The sequence below is a fragment of the Sphingobium sp. EM0848 genome (genome assembly GCF_013375555.1).
Lineage (GTDB): Bacteria > Pseudomonadota > Alphaproteobacteria > Sphingomonadales > Sphingomonadaceae > Sphingobium.
Map to the genome: position 1 here is coordinate 366455 of NZ_JABXWB010000001.1, position 14509 is coordinate 380963.

At 63.6% G+C, this 14509-nt stretch carries 16 protein-coding genes and 1 pseudogene; 4 read left to right on the plus strand and 13 right to left on the minus strand.

Annotated features, from left to right (window positions below; translation table 11 throughout):
* Positions 1 to 71 precede the first annotated feature (71 nt).
* From HUK73_RS01765 to HUK73_RS01805, 9 genes are all read right to left on the minus strand, one after another.
* Positions 72 to 995, minus strand: a complete 924-nt coding sequence (locus tag HUK73_RS01765; RefSeq protein ID WP_176590362.1) for a LysR family transcriptional regulator — start codon at positions 993 to 995, stop codon at positions 72 to 74.
* A 50-nt stretch (positions 996 to 1045) separates the two neighbouring features.
* Positions 1046 to 1804: an SDR family oxidoreductase gene (locus tag HUK73_RS01770; protein ID WP_176590363.1), complete on the minus strand. Its 759-nt coding sequence runs from the start codon at positions 1802 to 1804 to the stop codon at positions 1046 to 1048.
* Positions 1805 to 2187: 383 nt separating this feature from the next.
* Positions 2188 to 2883, minus strand: coding sequence for a tRNA (guanosine(46)-N7)-methyltransferase TrmB (gene trmB, locus HUK73_RS01775; RefSeq protein ID WP_176590364.1), 696 nt, complete (start codon positions 2881 to 2883; stop codon positions 2188 to 2190).
* Positions 2884 to 3097: 214 nt separating this feature from the next.
* Positions 3098 to 3373, minus strand: a complete 276-nt coding sequence (locus tag HUK73_RS01780; RefSeq protein ID WP_176590365.1) for a hypothetical protein — start codon at positions 3371 to 3373, stop codon at positions 3098 to 3100.
* A gap of 144 nt (positions 3374 to 3517) precedes the next feature.
* On the minus strand, positions 3518 to 3757 hold the full coding sequence (locus HUK73_RS01785; RefSeq protein ID WP_369805417.1) for a methyl-accepting chemotaxis protein: 240 nt from the start codon (positions 3755 to 3757) through the stop codon (positions 3518 to 3520).
* 81 nt (positions 3758 to 3838) lie between these two features.
* Complete coding sequence (gene metK / locus HUK73_RS01790) at positions 3839 to 5044, minus strand: methionine adenosyltransferase (RefSeq protein WP_176590366.1); 1206 nt, start codon at positions 5042 to 5044, stop codon at positions 3839 to 3841.
* A gap of 58 nt (positions 5045 to 5102) precedes the next feature.
* Complete coding sequence (gene lnt / locus HUK73_RS01795) at positions 5103 to 6656, minus strand: apolipoprotein N-acyltransferase (protein WP_176590367.1); 1554 nt, start codon at positions 6654 to 6656, stop codon at positions 5103 to 5105.
* A gap of 10 nt (positions 6657 to 6666) precedes the next feature.
* Complete coding sequence (locus tag HUK73_RS01800) at positions 6667 to 7302, minus strand: YqaA family protein (protein WP_176590368.1); 636 nt, start codon at positions 7300 to 7302, stop codon at positions 6667 to 6669.
* 26 nt (positions 7303 to 7328) lie between these two features.
* The gene (locus tag HUK73_RS01805; RefSeq protein WP_176590369.1) at positions 7329 to 7835 is read right to left on the minus strand and encodes a GNAT family N-acetyltransferase; all 507 of its coding nucleotides are present in this window, start codon (positions 7833 to 7835) and stop codon (positions 7329 to 7331) included.
* A gap of 95 nt (positions 7836 to 7930) precedes the next feature.
* Here HUK73_RS01805 and HUK73_RS01810 point away from each other — a divergent pair, with 95 nt between their 5' ends.
* The 4 genes from HUK73_RS01810 (at position 7931) to HUK73_RS26650 (ending at position 10445) form a co-directional block, all read left to right on the plus strand.
* Positions 7931 to 8173, plus strand: coding sequence for a hypothetical protein (locus HUK73_RS01810; RefSeq protein ID WP_176590370.1), 243 nt, complete (start codon positions 7931 to 7933; stop codon positions 8171 to 8173).
* 121 nt (positions 8174 to 8294) lie between these two features.
* On the plus strand, positions 8295 to 9029 hold the full coding sequence (locus tag HUK73_RS01815) for a hypothetical protein (protein ID WP_176592769.1): 735 nt from the start codon (positions 8295 to 8297) through the stop codon (positions 9027 to 9029).
* 63 nt (positions 9030 to 9092) lie between these two features.
* Positions 9093 to 9740 (plus strand): glutathione S-transferase family protein, encoded by a 648-nt coding sequence (locus tag HUK73_RS01820; protein ID WP_176590371.1) that lies wholly within the window; start codon positions 9093 to 9095, stop codon positions 9738 to 9740.
* Between the two features lie 150 nt (positions 9741 to 9890).
* Positions 9891 to 10445, plus strand: coding sequence for a hypothetical protein (locus tag HUK73_RS26650; RefSeq protein WP_255326166.1), 555 nt, complete (start codon positions 9891 to 9893; stop codon positions 10443 to 10445).
* Positions 10446 to 10477: 32 nt separating this feature from the next.
* On the opposite strand, the gene HUK73_RS01830 is transcribed toward HUK73_RS26650, so the two are convergent.
* The 4 genes and pseudogenes from HUK73_RS01830 to HUK73_RS01850 all read right to left on the minus strand — a co-directional run bounded on the left by HUK73_RS01830 (position 10478) and on the right by HUK73_RS01850 (position 14457).
* The gene (locus HUK73_RS01830; RefSeq protein WP_176590372.1) at positions 10478 to 10915 is read right to left on the minus strand and encodes an acetyltransferase; all 438 of its coding nucleotides are present in this window, start codon (positions 10913 to 10915) and stop codon (positions 10478 to 10480) included.
* Positions 10916 to 11650: 735 nt separating this feature from the next.
* A complete protein-coding gene (gene istB / locus HUK73_RS01840) occupies positions 11651 to 12379 on the minus strand; it encodes an IS21-like element helper ATPase IstB (RefSeq protein ID WP_176590374.1) in 729 nt (242 codons plus the stop codon).
* A pseudogene (locus HUK73_RS01845) lies at positions 12366 to 13181 on the minus strand (IS21 family transposase); the annotation flags it as partial. The gene istB and the pseudogene HUK73_RS01845, both read right to left, overlap by 14 nt.
* A complete protein-coding gene (locus tag HUK73_RS01850; RefSeq protein WP_176590375.1) occupies positions 13177 to 14457 on the minus strand; it encodes a recombinase family protein in 1281 nt (426 codons plus the stop codon). The gene HUK73_RS01850 and the pseudogene HUK73_RS01845, both read right to left, overlap by 5 nt.
* Positions 14458 to 14509: the final 52 nt, after the last annotated feature.

A 14509-nucleotide genomic window follows, 5' to 3' on the forward strand; every position in this document is an offset into this window, starting at 1 on the left:
GGTCGATGGGGCGATGTCGTGAACATCATCCCTTCGACCCGGTCCCGGTAGCCGGCCTTTGCCGCTAATATCTATGTATCATCCGCATCAATCGCGGAACGATCGTCGGCATGGCCGCGCTGCATTCCGGCGATGAGATAATCGACGAGCGCGCGCGCCGCGGCGCGGGTTGCGCGCCCCATCGGGAAATAGGCATGGACGGGAATCTGCTCCATCGTCCAGCCGGCAAAGAGGCGGACGAGCAGGCCCTGTTCGATCTCGCGCCGGCACGACAGGAGCGTGGTCGAGGTGATGCCGAGGCCCGCGACGGCAGCCGCCACCGCGCCTTCATTTTCGTTGGTCGTGAAATGCGTCTCGATATCGGGGCGCAAGGTCTCGCCATCCCGCTCGAAGACCCAGGCGTTGGGAACGGCGGATGCCGGTCCGCCAACGATGCGGTGCGCGGTGAGCTCGGTTGGCGAACCGGGCGTGCCCGCCGCCGCGAGATAGTCGGGCGCGGCGATGACGACGCGTGATACGGTGGTGATCACTTTGGCGGTAGCCGAGGAATCCTGGAGCCTGCCGACGCGGATCGCGACGTCGACGGCGTCGCGCACCAGATCCTGTCGGCGATCGCCCATCTGCACTTCGATATGGAGGCGGGGATGCTGCGCGGCGAAGGCGGGCAGGCGCGGGATCACCTCGCGAATGCCGACGCTCGCGGGCATGCTCAGCCGCACTAGGCCGCGCAGGTCGCCGCCATCGCGCACGCTATGTTCCGCGTCGTCCAGCGCGGAGAGGATGGGCTCAAGCCGGGCAAGAAACTCGGTGCCGGCTTCGGTCGGCACCACGGCGCGGGTTGTGCGCGTGAGCAGCCTTGCGCCCAAGCCGGCTTCGAGATCGGCGATGATGCGCGAGGCTTGGGATTGGGAAAGCCCGCATTCGCGCGCCGCGGCCGAAAAGCTGCCGAGGCGCGCGACGCGGGTGTAGAGTCGCAGGGCGAAAATATCCTTCACCCCCTGGGCATAGGATCAATCCGCAGGCTTCGCCAGCGCGGCGACCATCGTCAGCCGAACGCGCCGCCGGCCAGCAGCTGGTCGTTGAACTGGGTCACGCCCGCATGCTCATTGGGACCGGGCATGGCGCGCAGGACCGAGGCCGGTGCAACGAGGATTTCCTCCGCCCCGCGTTCAAACTGCTCCATGGCGCCGGCGATGAACTGATCGAGCGGGATGGCGCGTTCTTCCTCGGTGCTGTTGAGGAGTTCGGTGCGCACCCAGGGCGGCGCGATCTCGACAACCTCAATGCCGTGCGGTCGCAACAGATAGCGCTGCGAAAGCGTCCAGCTATGCATGGCGGCCTTGGTCGCGGAATAAACGGCCGTGATCGCCATCGGCACGAAACCCAGCACCGACGAGACATTGGCGATGACGGCATCGGGCCGGCCCTTGAGATGTTCGATCAGGGCCGAGGTCATCCGGATCGGCCCGAGCAGATTGGTGGTGACGGTCGACGTGGCGAGCGCATCGTCAACCGGCCCGTCGGCCTGGTCGAGCAGCATGATGCCGGCATTGTTGATCAGCACATTGAGGTCGGGATGATCGGCGATCAGCGTCGCGGCGGCCGCCCGGATGCTGTCGGGATCGGTGATGTCGAGCTCGATCGCGGCCATGCCGGGATTGGCGTCGAGGGTCTCCTGCAGCCGCTCCTTGCGGCGGCCCGAGATGATCACCCTGTTGCCGCGCTGGTGAAAGGCCTCGGCCAGCCCGCGACCGATGCCCGAGCCGCCGCCGGTGATGAAGATGGTGTTGCCGGTCATACGCATGATGCTTCTCCTGGATGGATGATATGGTCAGCGGCATCCAGGTGACGAACTGGGTCGTGGCGCCGCGGATGACGTGGCGCCAAAATGATCCTGACACTTTGTAGGAAGTAGCCATGAATATCGGCTATCTTTTATGCGTCCTATGCATAGGGAGCGGACGTCGATCCGGCGCTTCGGGCCTTGGGTCCGGCATGCGCAACGCGGGCCTCAGGTCGGCTGTGCCCGCTTTCCTGTCGCCATGAAAGCCTCTCCCAACTGTGCTCACACGCGATGATTTGTCATCACCATATAAGCACCGCAGCGGAAATCGGCTCCGTCAACAACCTGCTCTGGCGTGGCTAACCATATTGAAATGCCTGCGATTTTCCGCGCCAGCCTACGCCCTAATTTCGCCGGTAGCGGAAGTACCAGACTTCGTGCCCGATCCGCCGGGCCTTGGCCTCATAGCGGGTTTCGGGCCATCCGCCGGGCCGGTTCTGAAAGTCCTTCGGTTCGCTTGCCAGCCATTCGAAATCGGGATGGCCGTTCATCACCATCAGCGCCCAGCGCAGATAGACGGGATGATCCGTGCCGAAGCGAAATTCGCCGCCCGGCTTCAGCTTTTTCGCGATCATGGCGACCGGCCCCGGATTCATCATGCGGCGCTTGGCATGGCGGGCCTTGGGCCAGGGGTCCGGGTGGAGCAGATAGACGAAGCTGAGCGCGCCGTCGGGAATGCGATCGAGCACCTGAAGCGCATCGCCCATGTGCAGTCGGACATTGCCCAGCGCCTGATCGCGAATATGGCCGAGCGCGGTGACGACGCCGTTCAGGAACGGTTCGCAGCCGATGAAGCCATGGTCGGGCAGCAGGTCGGCGCGATAGGCGAGATGCTCGCCCCCGCCGAAGCCGATCTCGAAATGGAGCGGGCGGTCGTAACCGAAGAGGTTGGCGGCGGTGACTTCGCCTTCTTCCGGCACGGAAACGGCCGGGAGCAGCGTGTCGATCAGCTGTTGCTGGCCCGCGCGCAGCTTGGGGCCGGACTGGCGGCCGTAAAGGCGGTTGAGAGTGGTCGGATCGCCGGATTTATGCGCTGTCATGGGCGCGCCGATAGCGGGCGGCAGCGGTTGGAGCAAGCCGGGATGGGGGCCTCCTGTCCCCGGTGTTGAGGAGATTGGCCGGGGACAGGAGGAGGGGGGCCGCAACGCCGGGGCTGGCGGCGCTGTGGCTTTTGCTGGATGGATGGGGCTCGGCAAGCCGCGCCCGGTGCGTCAGGCGTCGAAAATCGGCTCTTCCAGCCAGATTTTCGTCAGCTCATTTGCACTTGGTGAACCGGCCCTTGGCGTCCCGGCACGGCGCCTTTTTGGCGGCGGGCTTGGCGACGGCCATCGCAGTGGGCTTCGCCATTGGCTTGGCAGCGGGTTTCATCGCCGGCATCGCCGCGGATTTCATCGCTGGTTTGGCGGCAGGCTGGGGTGGGCATTTGATGAATTTGCCCTTGGCGTCCTTGCAGGGCGCTGCGGCGAGCGCGGGAGCGGCGCTGCCAGCCAGGAGGGTGAGAGCGAGGAGGGCGGAGGTCAGCTTCTTCATCGCATATCCCTTTATTGAGAGGGAGTTGCCGGACCCGACAGGGGTGCGGGCCCGACACGCTGCTTATCGCCGTTTTTCCTGTTCCAGGCTAATGAACTTTTCGTCATTTTGCCGCCATGCTGGCGTGAAAAGCCTGGCGCGGGATCAGGCTGTTGCGGCGATGGCGATCGATCCTTGCTGGATCATGGCGGCGCGGGCCGCTTCGGTCCGGGCGTTGAGGGCGAGCATGTTGGTCTGCGCCGCAATGCCGCCGATGGTCGACACGATGTCACCCAACTGATCCATGGCCTTTATCAGCGCGTTTTTCTGTCGCTCCAGATCCTGCTGGAGGCGCGTGATATCGGTCGCGATCTTCTTATGGTCCGGCGTTGGTTTTCTTGTCATCAAGAAAGCGGTAACGCTCGTGAAAAAGGGGGCCGCCGACGGATCGGCAACCCCCTTGAATATCGGCTCCGACGGATGGGGTCAGAGCGCTGCCTTCAGCTTTTCCACCAGATCGGTGCGTTCCCAGGGGAAGAAATCGCCCTCGGGCTTGCGGCCGAAATGACCGTAAGCGGCCGACGGCTGGTAGATCGGCTTGTTAAGGCCAAGATGCGTGCGGATGCCGCGCGGGGTCAGGCCGCCCAGTTCCTTGATATTCTTGATCGCATTTTCGATCCGGTCGTCGCCGACCGTGCCGGTGCCATGGGTGTCGACATAGAGCGACAGCGGCTCCGACACGCCGATGGCGTAGGCAAGCTGGATCGTGCAGCGCTTGGCAAGGCCCGCCGCGACGATGTTCTTCGCGAGGTAGCGGGTGATGTAGGCCGCCGAACGGTCGACCTTGGTCGGGTCCTTGCCGCTGAACGCGCCGCCGCCATGGGGCGAGGCGCCGCCATAGGTGTCGACGATGATCTTGCGGCCGGTGAGGCCGGCGTCGCCGTCCGGGCCGCCGATTTCGAAGCTGCCGGTCGGGTTGATGTGATAGACGGTTTCGTCCGAGAGCAGTTCGCCGGGCAGGACCTCCGCAACGACGCCCTTCACATAGGCCTTGAGTTCCGCGTCCTTCGCGCCTTCGTCATAGCCCGGCGCGTGCTGGGTCGAGACGACGATGGCGGTGGCGGCGGCGGGCTTGCCGTTTTCGAAGCGCAGCGTCACCTGGCTCTTGGCGTCGGGTTCCAGGAAGGGCGCGCGGCCCGAATGACGGTCAGCGGCCATCTTCGCCAGGATCTTGTGGCTGTAGTCCAGCGTGGCGGGCATGAGGTCCGGGGTTTCGTCGCAGGCGAAGCCGAACATGATGCCCTGATCGCCGGCGCCTTCATCCTTGTTGCCCGCGGCGTCGACGCCCTGCGCGATGTGCGCGGACTGGCCATGCAGGTTGTTTTCGAAGCGGAAGCTTTCCCAGTGGAAGCCGTCCTGCTCATAGCCGATGCGCTTCACGGTTTCGCGGACCGTGCGTTCGATTTCTTCCTGCGCGCCGGGTGCCCAGGCGCCGTTTTCATAGACGCCCTTGCAGCGGATTTCGCCCGCCAGCACCACGAGCTGGGTCGTGGTCAGCGTTTCGCAGGCGATGCGGGCTTCGGGGTCCTTCGACAGGAACAGGTCGACAATGGCGTCGGAGATCTGGTCGGCGACCTTGTCGGGATGGCCTTCGGAAACCGATTCCGAGGTGAAGAGATAGTTGTTGCGCATGGGACTCCCGTTACCACGCTCTGGAGACGAGCGATATAAAGAAAAGTTTATGTGCCTATTAGCGGGTCGTTCTGCGGGTGGCAATGGCCAGTGCGATCAGAGCGATCATGAAGCCGAAGGGCGCCCAGTTGCCGAGGCGGGAGAAGAGCGTCGGCGGCAGCGGCGAAGGCAGAGCGGTGTCGAGGAAACCGGCGCGATGGTGGCCGATGCTGTGCAGGATATGGCCGCGGGCGTCGACCACGGCGGAGACGCCGGTGGGGGTCGAGCGGATGATGGGGATGCCTTCCTCCAGCGCGCGGAGGCGGGCTTGCGCCAAGTGCTGGACCGGGCCCCAGCTGCCGAACCAGGCGTCGTTGGAGGGGTTGAAGAGGAAGCTGGGGCGGTGGGCTTCGTCCACCACCTGACCTGAGAAGATGATCTCATAGCAGATCTGGACGCCCATTTTGAGTTCGGGGCGGCCGAGCGTGGCGGGCAGGGTCAGGCTTTGGGGGCCGGGGCCGGGCCAGAAGTCGACGGCGCCGGGGACGAGGCGGGAGAGGCCGAGCGGCTGGAGAATCTCGCGCATCGGCAGATATTCGCCATAGGGGACGAGGTGCGACTTGTCGTAGCGGCCCAGCAACCGGGCCTTGGGATCGACGATGAACAGGCTGTTGTTGGCGCCGGCAAGGGTGTTTTCGAGGGCGCCGTTTTTCTCGACCTGTTTGAAATAGACCTTGGTCGCGCCGGTCATGAGCAGGTCGCCGGGGCCGAGCAGCGCCGCGAGGCGGGCGCGCCAGTCAGGTTCCAGATCGAGATAGGCGGGAATCGCGGCTTCGGGCCAGAAGATCAGGCGTGGGGCCGGGCGGGGCGTGCCGGAGAGGGCGGCGAGGGTCTGGAAATGGGCCTCTTCGAGTTCGGCGGAATATTTCTCGTCCTGGCCGATATTGGGTTGGACCACGCGGATGCGGGGTGCGCCCGCCGGGGTGGGTGGCGCGGGGGAGAGGAGGCTCCATAGGGCGAGGGCTGCCAGCGGGGCGGCCAGTGCGGCGGCGGGCCTGAACTGGCGGCGCAGGGTCAGAAGGATCGCGCCGGAGGCGAGGATGGCGAGGGCGCCGAGGCCGTATGTGCCGATCAGGGTCGAAGCGATGGCGATGCCGGTGGGAAGCAGCGTGACGCCCAGCGGGTTCCACGCAAAGCCGGTGAAGGCGGTGGCGCGGAGATATTCGGATGCAAGCCATGCCGCCGCGAAGAGCAGGGTGAAGGTGAGCCTGCAATCGCCGCCGCCGAGTTTTCGCCCGAACCACCATGTCGCGAGCGTCGCAAGGGCGGGATAGACCGCCAGATAAAGCGACAGCAGGACCACCGCGCCATAGCCGAACCAGTGCGGCATGGAATCCTGAAAGGTGAAGGCGTGGGCGATCCAGTTGAGGCCCAGGGTGAAATGGCCGACGCCGAACAGCCAGCCGCGCAGGAAAGCGCTGCGGCGGTCGGGCGCGCGTTCGATGAGGACGATCAGCAGCGCGAAGCAGGCGAGAGTGACGGGCCAGAGCTTCAGCGGTTCGAAACCCGTGGCCGCGACGAATCCGGCGAGCAGGGCGGTGAGCTTTGGAAAGCGGGCCGGAATGTTCTTCATGGGCTGCGGATCAGCGCAGGGTGGCCATGGTGGCGTGGCTGCACTTGTCGCTCTTGTCCCCGCCGCCGGTCAGGGCCGAGGCCGCGATGAAGCCGCCGACCACCAGCACGAGGAAAGCGGCGGAGAGCAGGCCCAGATATTTTTCGATGAACGCCTTGATCGGGCTGCCGAATTTCCAGAACAGAAAGCCCACGAGCATGAACTGGAAGGCGCGGGACAGGACGCTGGCCCAAAGGAAGGTGAAGAGCGACAGCCCGATGAAGCCCGCCGTGATGGTGATGAGCTTGAAGGGGATGGGTGTCGCGCCCTTGATGAGGATGATTTCCGCCCCGTAATCGCGCAGATAGCAGGCGGCGACGGGGAATTTCGCGGCGAGGCCGAGAGTGTTCAATATCTGCTGGCCGACCGTTTCATAGACGAAATGGCCGATGGCGTATCCGAACAGTCCGCCCATGACCGAAGCGATGGTGCAGATGAGGCCGAAGCGGATCGCGCGTTCCGGGCGGGCCAGGCACATCAGGCCCAGCAGCGGATGCGGCGGGATCGGGAAGAAGCTCGATTCCATGAAACTGATGGCGAAAAGCCAACGTTCGGCGTGGGCGTGGGCGGCTTTCGCCAGCGTCCATTGGTACAGCTTCGTAAGCATCGGCCTGACCCCTAGACGAAGAGGTTTCAGGCCGCCAGTGCTTTTGCCAGGACGAGCATTTCGTAAGGCGGGTCGAGCGGGACCGGATAGGGGCGGCGTTCGCCCGTCGGTTCGTAGCCACGCCGCTGATAATAGGCGATCAGCCGGTCGTGGCTGGCGATGACGGTCATTTCCATCCGATGGGTCTGGAAGGTCGAAACCGCAAGCCGCTCGGCGGCGGCGAGCAGTTCATGGCCGAGGCCGCCGGACTGGAGGCCGGGGTCGATGCAGAGCAGGCCGAGATAGGCGCGGCCATGGCCGAGGTCGGAAATCTGGACGCAGCCGATGGGCGCGCCTTCCTGATCGAGCGCGACCAGCAGGCGTTCGGCGGGGTCGGACAGAATGGCCTCCAGCGCGGGGATGCTGCTTCGGGGGCTGGTGGGAGGGGGCGATTCGACGGCCCAGCTCTCGCTGGCGGCCTCTCCGCGATAGGCGCGTTCTATCACGCGATGAAGGCTGGGAAGGTCGGCGGTGGTGGTGGGGCGGATGTGCATGGGAGCGGCTTTTAGCGCGGTCGGGGCGCTTGCGACAGCCCGCTTGCCTGACGGGAGCGGCGGGCGCTAGGATATGGGGCGAAGGAGAGATTGTGATGCATGGCATGGGTGAGGGCGCCTGCCCGTTCGAGTTCAATACGGACCCCGCCACGTTCAAGGTCGGGGATTCCGTCAGCTATCGGGTGACGGGCAGTCTGGCGGGGATGCCCTTTGCGGGCGTGCTGCTGGAGGTGCATGAGGACCATGTCGTGTTGACCTCCGACCCCGAGGACAAGGCCAGCCGGATGCGCGCGACGCGGGAAAGTCGACCAGTCGTGCAGGAAGAGGATATCTGCTGAGGGGCTACGGCGTTGACGGAGTGGTGACGTCTGGGCATGACCCGAACCAGAGTATGCCCGGCGCCATCGAGTGAAATTGTCCCATTCATCCCCTTCCAAATGGCGTGAGCGCGGCGGCGGTTTGCTGTTCGCGCTGCTGTTCAACGGCCTGCTGTTGCTGGTGTTGCTGACGATGGCGCCCAAGCCGGTCATCCGGCTGCCGGACTTCCGCAATCCCGTGACTTTCGAGGTGGCGCCCGCCCCCAAGGCGGAGAAGGCGCGGTCGAAGGCCAAGAAAAGCGAGAAGAAGAAAGAGGAGCGGTCGGCGGAGCGGCAGGTGCAGCCTGTGGCGAAACCCGACCGGCCCGTGGTGAAGCCGACCGAGCAGCCGCCCGCGCCATTGCCTTCGCTCTTGCCTTCGCCGATGCCCTTCCTGGTGTTGGACAGCCAGCAGATGGCGTCGGCGGATATCGGGAAAATGCCGAAAAAGGGCGCGGAGGACGGCTCTTCGGGGCAGGGCGACAGTGCGGCGGTGGCCGGGCCGGGCGAGGGGCCGGGCGGGGTGCAATTGTACGAGGCCGAATGGTATCGGCGGCCGACCCATGCGGAACTGGCGAGCTATCTGCCCGGCAATGCGCCGCCCCGTGGCTGGGGGTTGGTCGCGTGCAAGACGGTGGATCATTATCATGTCGAAAATTGTCAGGCGCTGGGCGAATCGCCCATGGGATCGGGCTTTGCGCGGGCGGTGCGGCTGGCGGCGTGGCAGTTCCTGGTGCTGCCGCCGCGCGTCAACGGCAAGGTGATGGTGGGCAGCTGGGTGCGAATCCGGATCGATTATACGCAGAGCGTGGCCGGAACAGCTGACAGCGGGCACTGAATTTCGTTGCGTTTCGATACTGGAAAGGCATGATCCGCTTCGGATTTTTCGGGAGTTGGAGTCATGATCCTTTATGGTGCGCGGCCTTCGCCTTTTGTGCGCAAGGTCATCATATTCGCGGCGGAAAAGGGGCTTGAACTGGATGTGCAGCCCGGCGGATTCGGGCAGGGCGGGGAGGCCTTTGCGCAGGCGTCGCCCTTTGGGAAGATTCCGGGTTTTCAGGACGGCGATTTCCTGATCAGCGATTCGACGGCGATCATAACCTATCTGGATACGCTGCATCCGGAGCCGAATTTGATCCCCGTCGAGGCGCGGGCGCGGGCTCGGACGATCTGGTACGAGGAATTTGGCGATACCATCGTGCAGGCGGCGGGCATGCCGATCTTCTTCAATCGGATGGTCGCGCCCCTGATGGGGGTGCCGCAGGATCTGGCGGCGGCCAATGCGGCGGAGGCCGACAAGCTGCCGGAGATTTACGATTATCTGGAGAAAATCCTGCCGGAAAGCGGGTTTCTGGTGGAGGATCGGTTTACGCTGGCGGATATTGCCGTTGCCTGTCCGCTGATCAATATCTGCTATTGCAGCGGGGTGCTGAAGGATGGCCGCTGGCCGCGGCTGAAGCAGTGGTTGCAGCAGATGCGGGAGCGGCCAAGCGTTGCGGCGGCGCTGGCGGCGGAGGCCAGGGCGATCGAACGCATGGCTGCGGCATGATTTAACCCATTTGGAACATTTTTCTTGACATCGTCACGCTGTTCCGGCAGATGGGGCGACATTGGGAAAATGTGAGTCGCCGATGCGGCGTTGAGGGGCTGGTCCTGCGGGGCCGGCCCCTTTTGCGTCGGGCGGCGGCGGAGGGGTGGCATGATGGACGCGGGGAAGAAAAGCGGGGGCAGGAAGGGCGCGGCGGGGGGTATGGTCGCGCAGCGGCAGCGCCGGGCTTCAGGCAGCGCGGCGCAGTTGCGGCCGGTGCGCCGGGATGGCTGGACGCCGGCGCGGCGCAAGCTGTTCATGGAGGCGCTGGCCGCGACCTGCAATGTTGCGGAAGCGGCGCGGGCGGCGGGGAAGAGTTCGTCCAGCGCCTATGCGCAGAAGCAGCGCGATCCGGGCTTTGCGCGCGAATGGCAGCAGGCGCTGTGCGTGGCCTATGATGAGCTGGAGGCGCTGTTGCTGCGGCAATCCCTGTTCGGGACCGAGCAGGAGGAGATCGTCCTTGACGGCGAGGGGGCGGTGAAGAGCCGGAAGGTGAAGCGGGACTATCCGTTGGCCATCGGATTGCGGCTGTTGCTGGCGCATGCGGCGGAAGTGGCGGAGCAGCGGCGCGTGCAGGGGATCGAGCGGCCCGATGGCGAGGATGCGATCCTGCGGCTGCGGGCGGCGCTGGAGGCGGTGCGGAAGAAGGGGCGGGTGGTGCATTAGAGCGCCCTTTCCTCCTGTTCTTGTTGGAAATTCTAGGGGGCGCTTCGAAGGTGGATGAGGGGATAGGGGCGGCCCTGTCCGTCCCGGTCCGAGCGCCCGGTGCGGGTGAAGTTCATCGCTTCGTAAAAGGCCATGGCCTGTCCATTCTGTTCGTTGACGTCGGTGGTCAGCGTCGGGTGCAGCGACAGGGCATGTTCGACCAGCCGCCGGCCCACGCCACGGCCGTGCCAGGCGGGGTCGATGAACAATGCCTCCATATGGGCGCCGTCGATCAGCATGAAGCCGATGGCGCGGTCGTCGGGGTCGGTGGCGAGCCATGCGGGCGACTGGGGGAGGAAGGTCGCGACTTCCGCGTCGATGGCGGCGCGGTCTGTGGGGGTCAGGAAATCATGGGTGGCGTCGACGGCCCTGCGCCAGATGTCGAGCAGGCGGGGGGCGTCGGCGGCGCGGGCGGGGCGGATGGAGCTCATGGGCGGCAATATAGGGGCTGAGGGCTGATCGGCCAAATCGGCTAGAGCATTTTCGAAGCAGATGGCACCATCTGCTGGCTCGGAAAATGCGGAAAACAAAAGACAAATAGAGCCTGATCCGATTCAATCCGATCGGAGCCTGCTCTAGAGCAGTGAGCGCAAAGTAGGAATCGCGGACGATTCCTTTTTGCGCGGATTTGTGATTCATGTGCCTGTGGAGGTGAACCATGGGCAGAGCATATTCGGCTGATTTGCGGGAACGGATATCGGCGCACGTAAGGGCGGGACACTCGCGCCGGGCGGCGGCCCGCCATTTCGGTGTGAGCGCGAGTTGCGCAGTGAAGTTGTTGCAGCGAGTGGAACGAACAGGTTCGGCTGCTTCTTCACGAATAGGGCGGCCACGCGGCGCTGGTAAGTTGGCGCCGTATATGGCCCGGTTGACGGGCTGGGTGGATAGGGAACCAGACATCGGCATGTCGGAGCTGTCCAACAAGCTTGCAGCGGAGACGGGCGTAGTTGTGTCAACCGGCGCGCAAAGTTGACCCCCTATCGGCGCCCAACATTGACCCCCTTTTCGTGAGTTCCGGCGGTTATCCCGGTAGTCCATAGGAGGGACCCGCGGACGCCGACGCGCGCCGTTAGGAGCGCTGGCGGCGGCGTCCGCGGGAGGTACCTGTGGACCCACCGGGGTAACCGCCGGGGATGGGGGTCCGGGGGAAGGGGTTTTTCCTCGTCTCAGCTTCGGTTCTTGAACCGCCAGCTGTCGTTGCCGGTCTCGATGATGTCGCAATGATGCGTGACGCGGTCGAGCAGCGCCGTCGTCATTTTGGCATCCTGAAAGACGCTGGGCCATTCGCCGAAGGCGAGATTGGTCGTGATGATCACCGAGGTCTTTTCGTAGAGTTTGCTGATCAGATGGAACAGCATCTGGCCTCCTGATCGGGCGAACGGCAGATACCCGAGCTCGTCCAGAACCACGACGTCAAGGCGGGCCATCTGGGCGGCCAGGCTGCCGGCCTTGGCCTGCCGGGTTTCTTCCTCCAGACGATTGACCAGATCGACGGTATTGAAGAACCGGCCCCTGGCCCCGGCACGGACCACCGCAGCGGTGATGGCGAGCGCGAGATGCGTCTTGCCGGTGCCCGTGCCGCCGACCAGCACGATATTGCGCCGTTCCGGCAGGAACGAGCCGGCATGGAGCGAGCGCACCAGGCTTTCGTTGATCGGTGTGTCGGCGAAGACAAAGCCGTCGAGATCCTTGATGGCCGGCAGCCTGGCCGCGGTCATGCGATACCGGATCGAGGCAGCTTCACGGTGGGCCGTTTCGGCGCGTAGCAGATCGCTCAGCATCTCCATGGCGGTCCGGTCACGGCGGATGCCATTGGTGACGGCATCGTCGAACGCGGCGATCATGCCCTTCAGGCCCAGCCCCTTGAGGGCTGCCAACATCTCATGCCGCTGCATTGAGGCCTCGCACCGTGTCGTAACGCGCGCAATCGGCAATGGGCAGATGCTTGAGCTTGAGATCGACGACAACGTCGATCGCCTGCACAGGCTGTGGTTCGCGTCGACGCGACAGGATGTTGAGAATGACCTCGTCATTGGCCGTGCCCGCCGCCATGGCTTCGCGCACGGCAGCTTCGACTGCCTCCAGGCCATCCTCGGGCACCGCTGCCAGTACCCGTACAAAGCGTCGGTCTGCGTCATCGCTTTTGCCCAGCTTGCGGCGCAGTTGGGCCAGGGCCGGCGGAAGATCCCAGTCCTGGAAGGGAGCGCCGTTGCGCAAGGCGCCTGGCTTGCGGATCAGGACCGGCAGATAATGCCAGGGATCGAACTTCGTCTGATTGCGGCCGAACAGGCGGGCATGCTCGGCGACCACCTTGCCGGCACAACGGATGACGACCCGGTCGGCATAGGCGCGCAGTTGCACCGCATGCCGGGCCGCAACGGCCATGACCGAGTAACGGTTGCGATCGAAGCTGACGAGGCAGGTCGAGCTCGCCACATGTTCGCTCTCGAAGAAGCCGTCAAAAGGCGTGGTGAGCGGTTGTAGGGAGGGTCGTTCCATCTCCAGCGCCTGGGCGATGGTCATATCTTCCATATCCGGATGGGCATAGCGCTCGGCCCATCGGCGACACTCGGCCTCCAGCCACGCGTTCAACTCTTCCATGCTGGCAAACCGCAGACGTGGCTTGAACAGCCGTTCCCTGCCGGTCTGGACCTGGTTCTCGACCTGTCCCTTCTCCCAGCCTGCCGCCGGGCTACAGGTTTGCGATGGCCTTGGCCCCGCCATCCGCTAACGCCTCTACGAGATTGTTCATCTGGGCCGTCTTGACCCAAATGTCGCGTTCAATGACCGCTATTGCCTCTCGCAGTTCATCTACCTGTGGGTCAGCACCTTCCTCGTCGATGGTTAGGGATAGAACGCTATCAAGAACTGCCTTCTCGACATTTTTATAATATAACCTCTGCTTATTTTGGCACCCATGCTTGCGCCTGTAGGCGTCGCAAATCAGAGATTCGTGATTACCTGTCGTGACCCCATACAAGCGAACCTCGCCGCTTTTGGTAATATACTTGTGTTTTGAATTGCCCTTGTTCTCGTAGCCAGCGACTTTCCCGCATACGCCGCAGAACACCATTCCAGACAGTAGGTTGTTTTTCCTCTTGCTATCACGCCCAGCCAAACGTGGCTTGTTGAGCATGACGGCTTGTGCGCGATTATATTTCTCAACCGTGACCGCTGCTGGATAGAAGTCCGTTGAGATTGTCTCGCTACCGTTTTTCTGAAACTCCCCCAAAACAGTGCGGCCGTTTATGATCCTATGAACGTAGGAGAACTGCCAACCGCCTTTGGGATTTTTGTAGTTCTTGGTGTGCCAAACAGGCTCTTGCCTGTCGTTTAGCTTCTGAACTATGGCCATGTATCCAAGGCCGCTGATATACCAATCGAACATCTCATTGATGACCTTAGCACGTTCCTCATCGAGAATGTGCTGACCATCCGCAATATCAATCCATGCAGGCTTACCCCCAAACGTGCCTTTGCCGTTCTCGATCTCGGTGTATTTTTTGATCCAGTTGTCCCGGCTTCGCTTGCTCTTTTTCAAGCTCTCTTCATAAGCCATCTGCGCCTTGATGATGACACTGAACAACTCCATGAGGTCGCCGCTACCATCGGCTTTGTATATATAGCCATCATGCCATGTGGCGACGTCCACGCCATTTTCGTTTAGCGCCCAAACAAGCTGGGCTGCTGCTTTCGCTCCTTGGCGTGAAAGGCGGTCGATATTCTCGACGCAAAGCACCTTGCCACGATGCTGGCCGTTGCGGGCTTCCAGTTCAAAGGTATGGAGGGCTGTGCCTTCTGCACGGTTGCCGCCGTGGAAGGCGCTTTTGCCTTCGTCCTTCAATTCTGCTTCAAGCTGCCAGCCGTTGCGTTCCACATACTCGCGGCCATTTTTGAACTGGCGTTCTAACGAGTAGCCCTTGCTCTGCTCTATGGAGCTAAAACGGGCGTAGATGATGGCGTTCTGTGTCATGTTCCCTGCTGCTATGCGGCCTGCGTTAATTTCTCCTCTACAACCTCCGCGT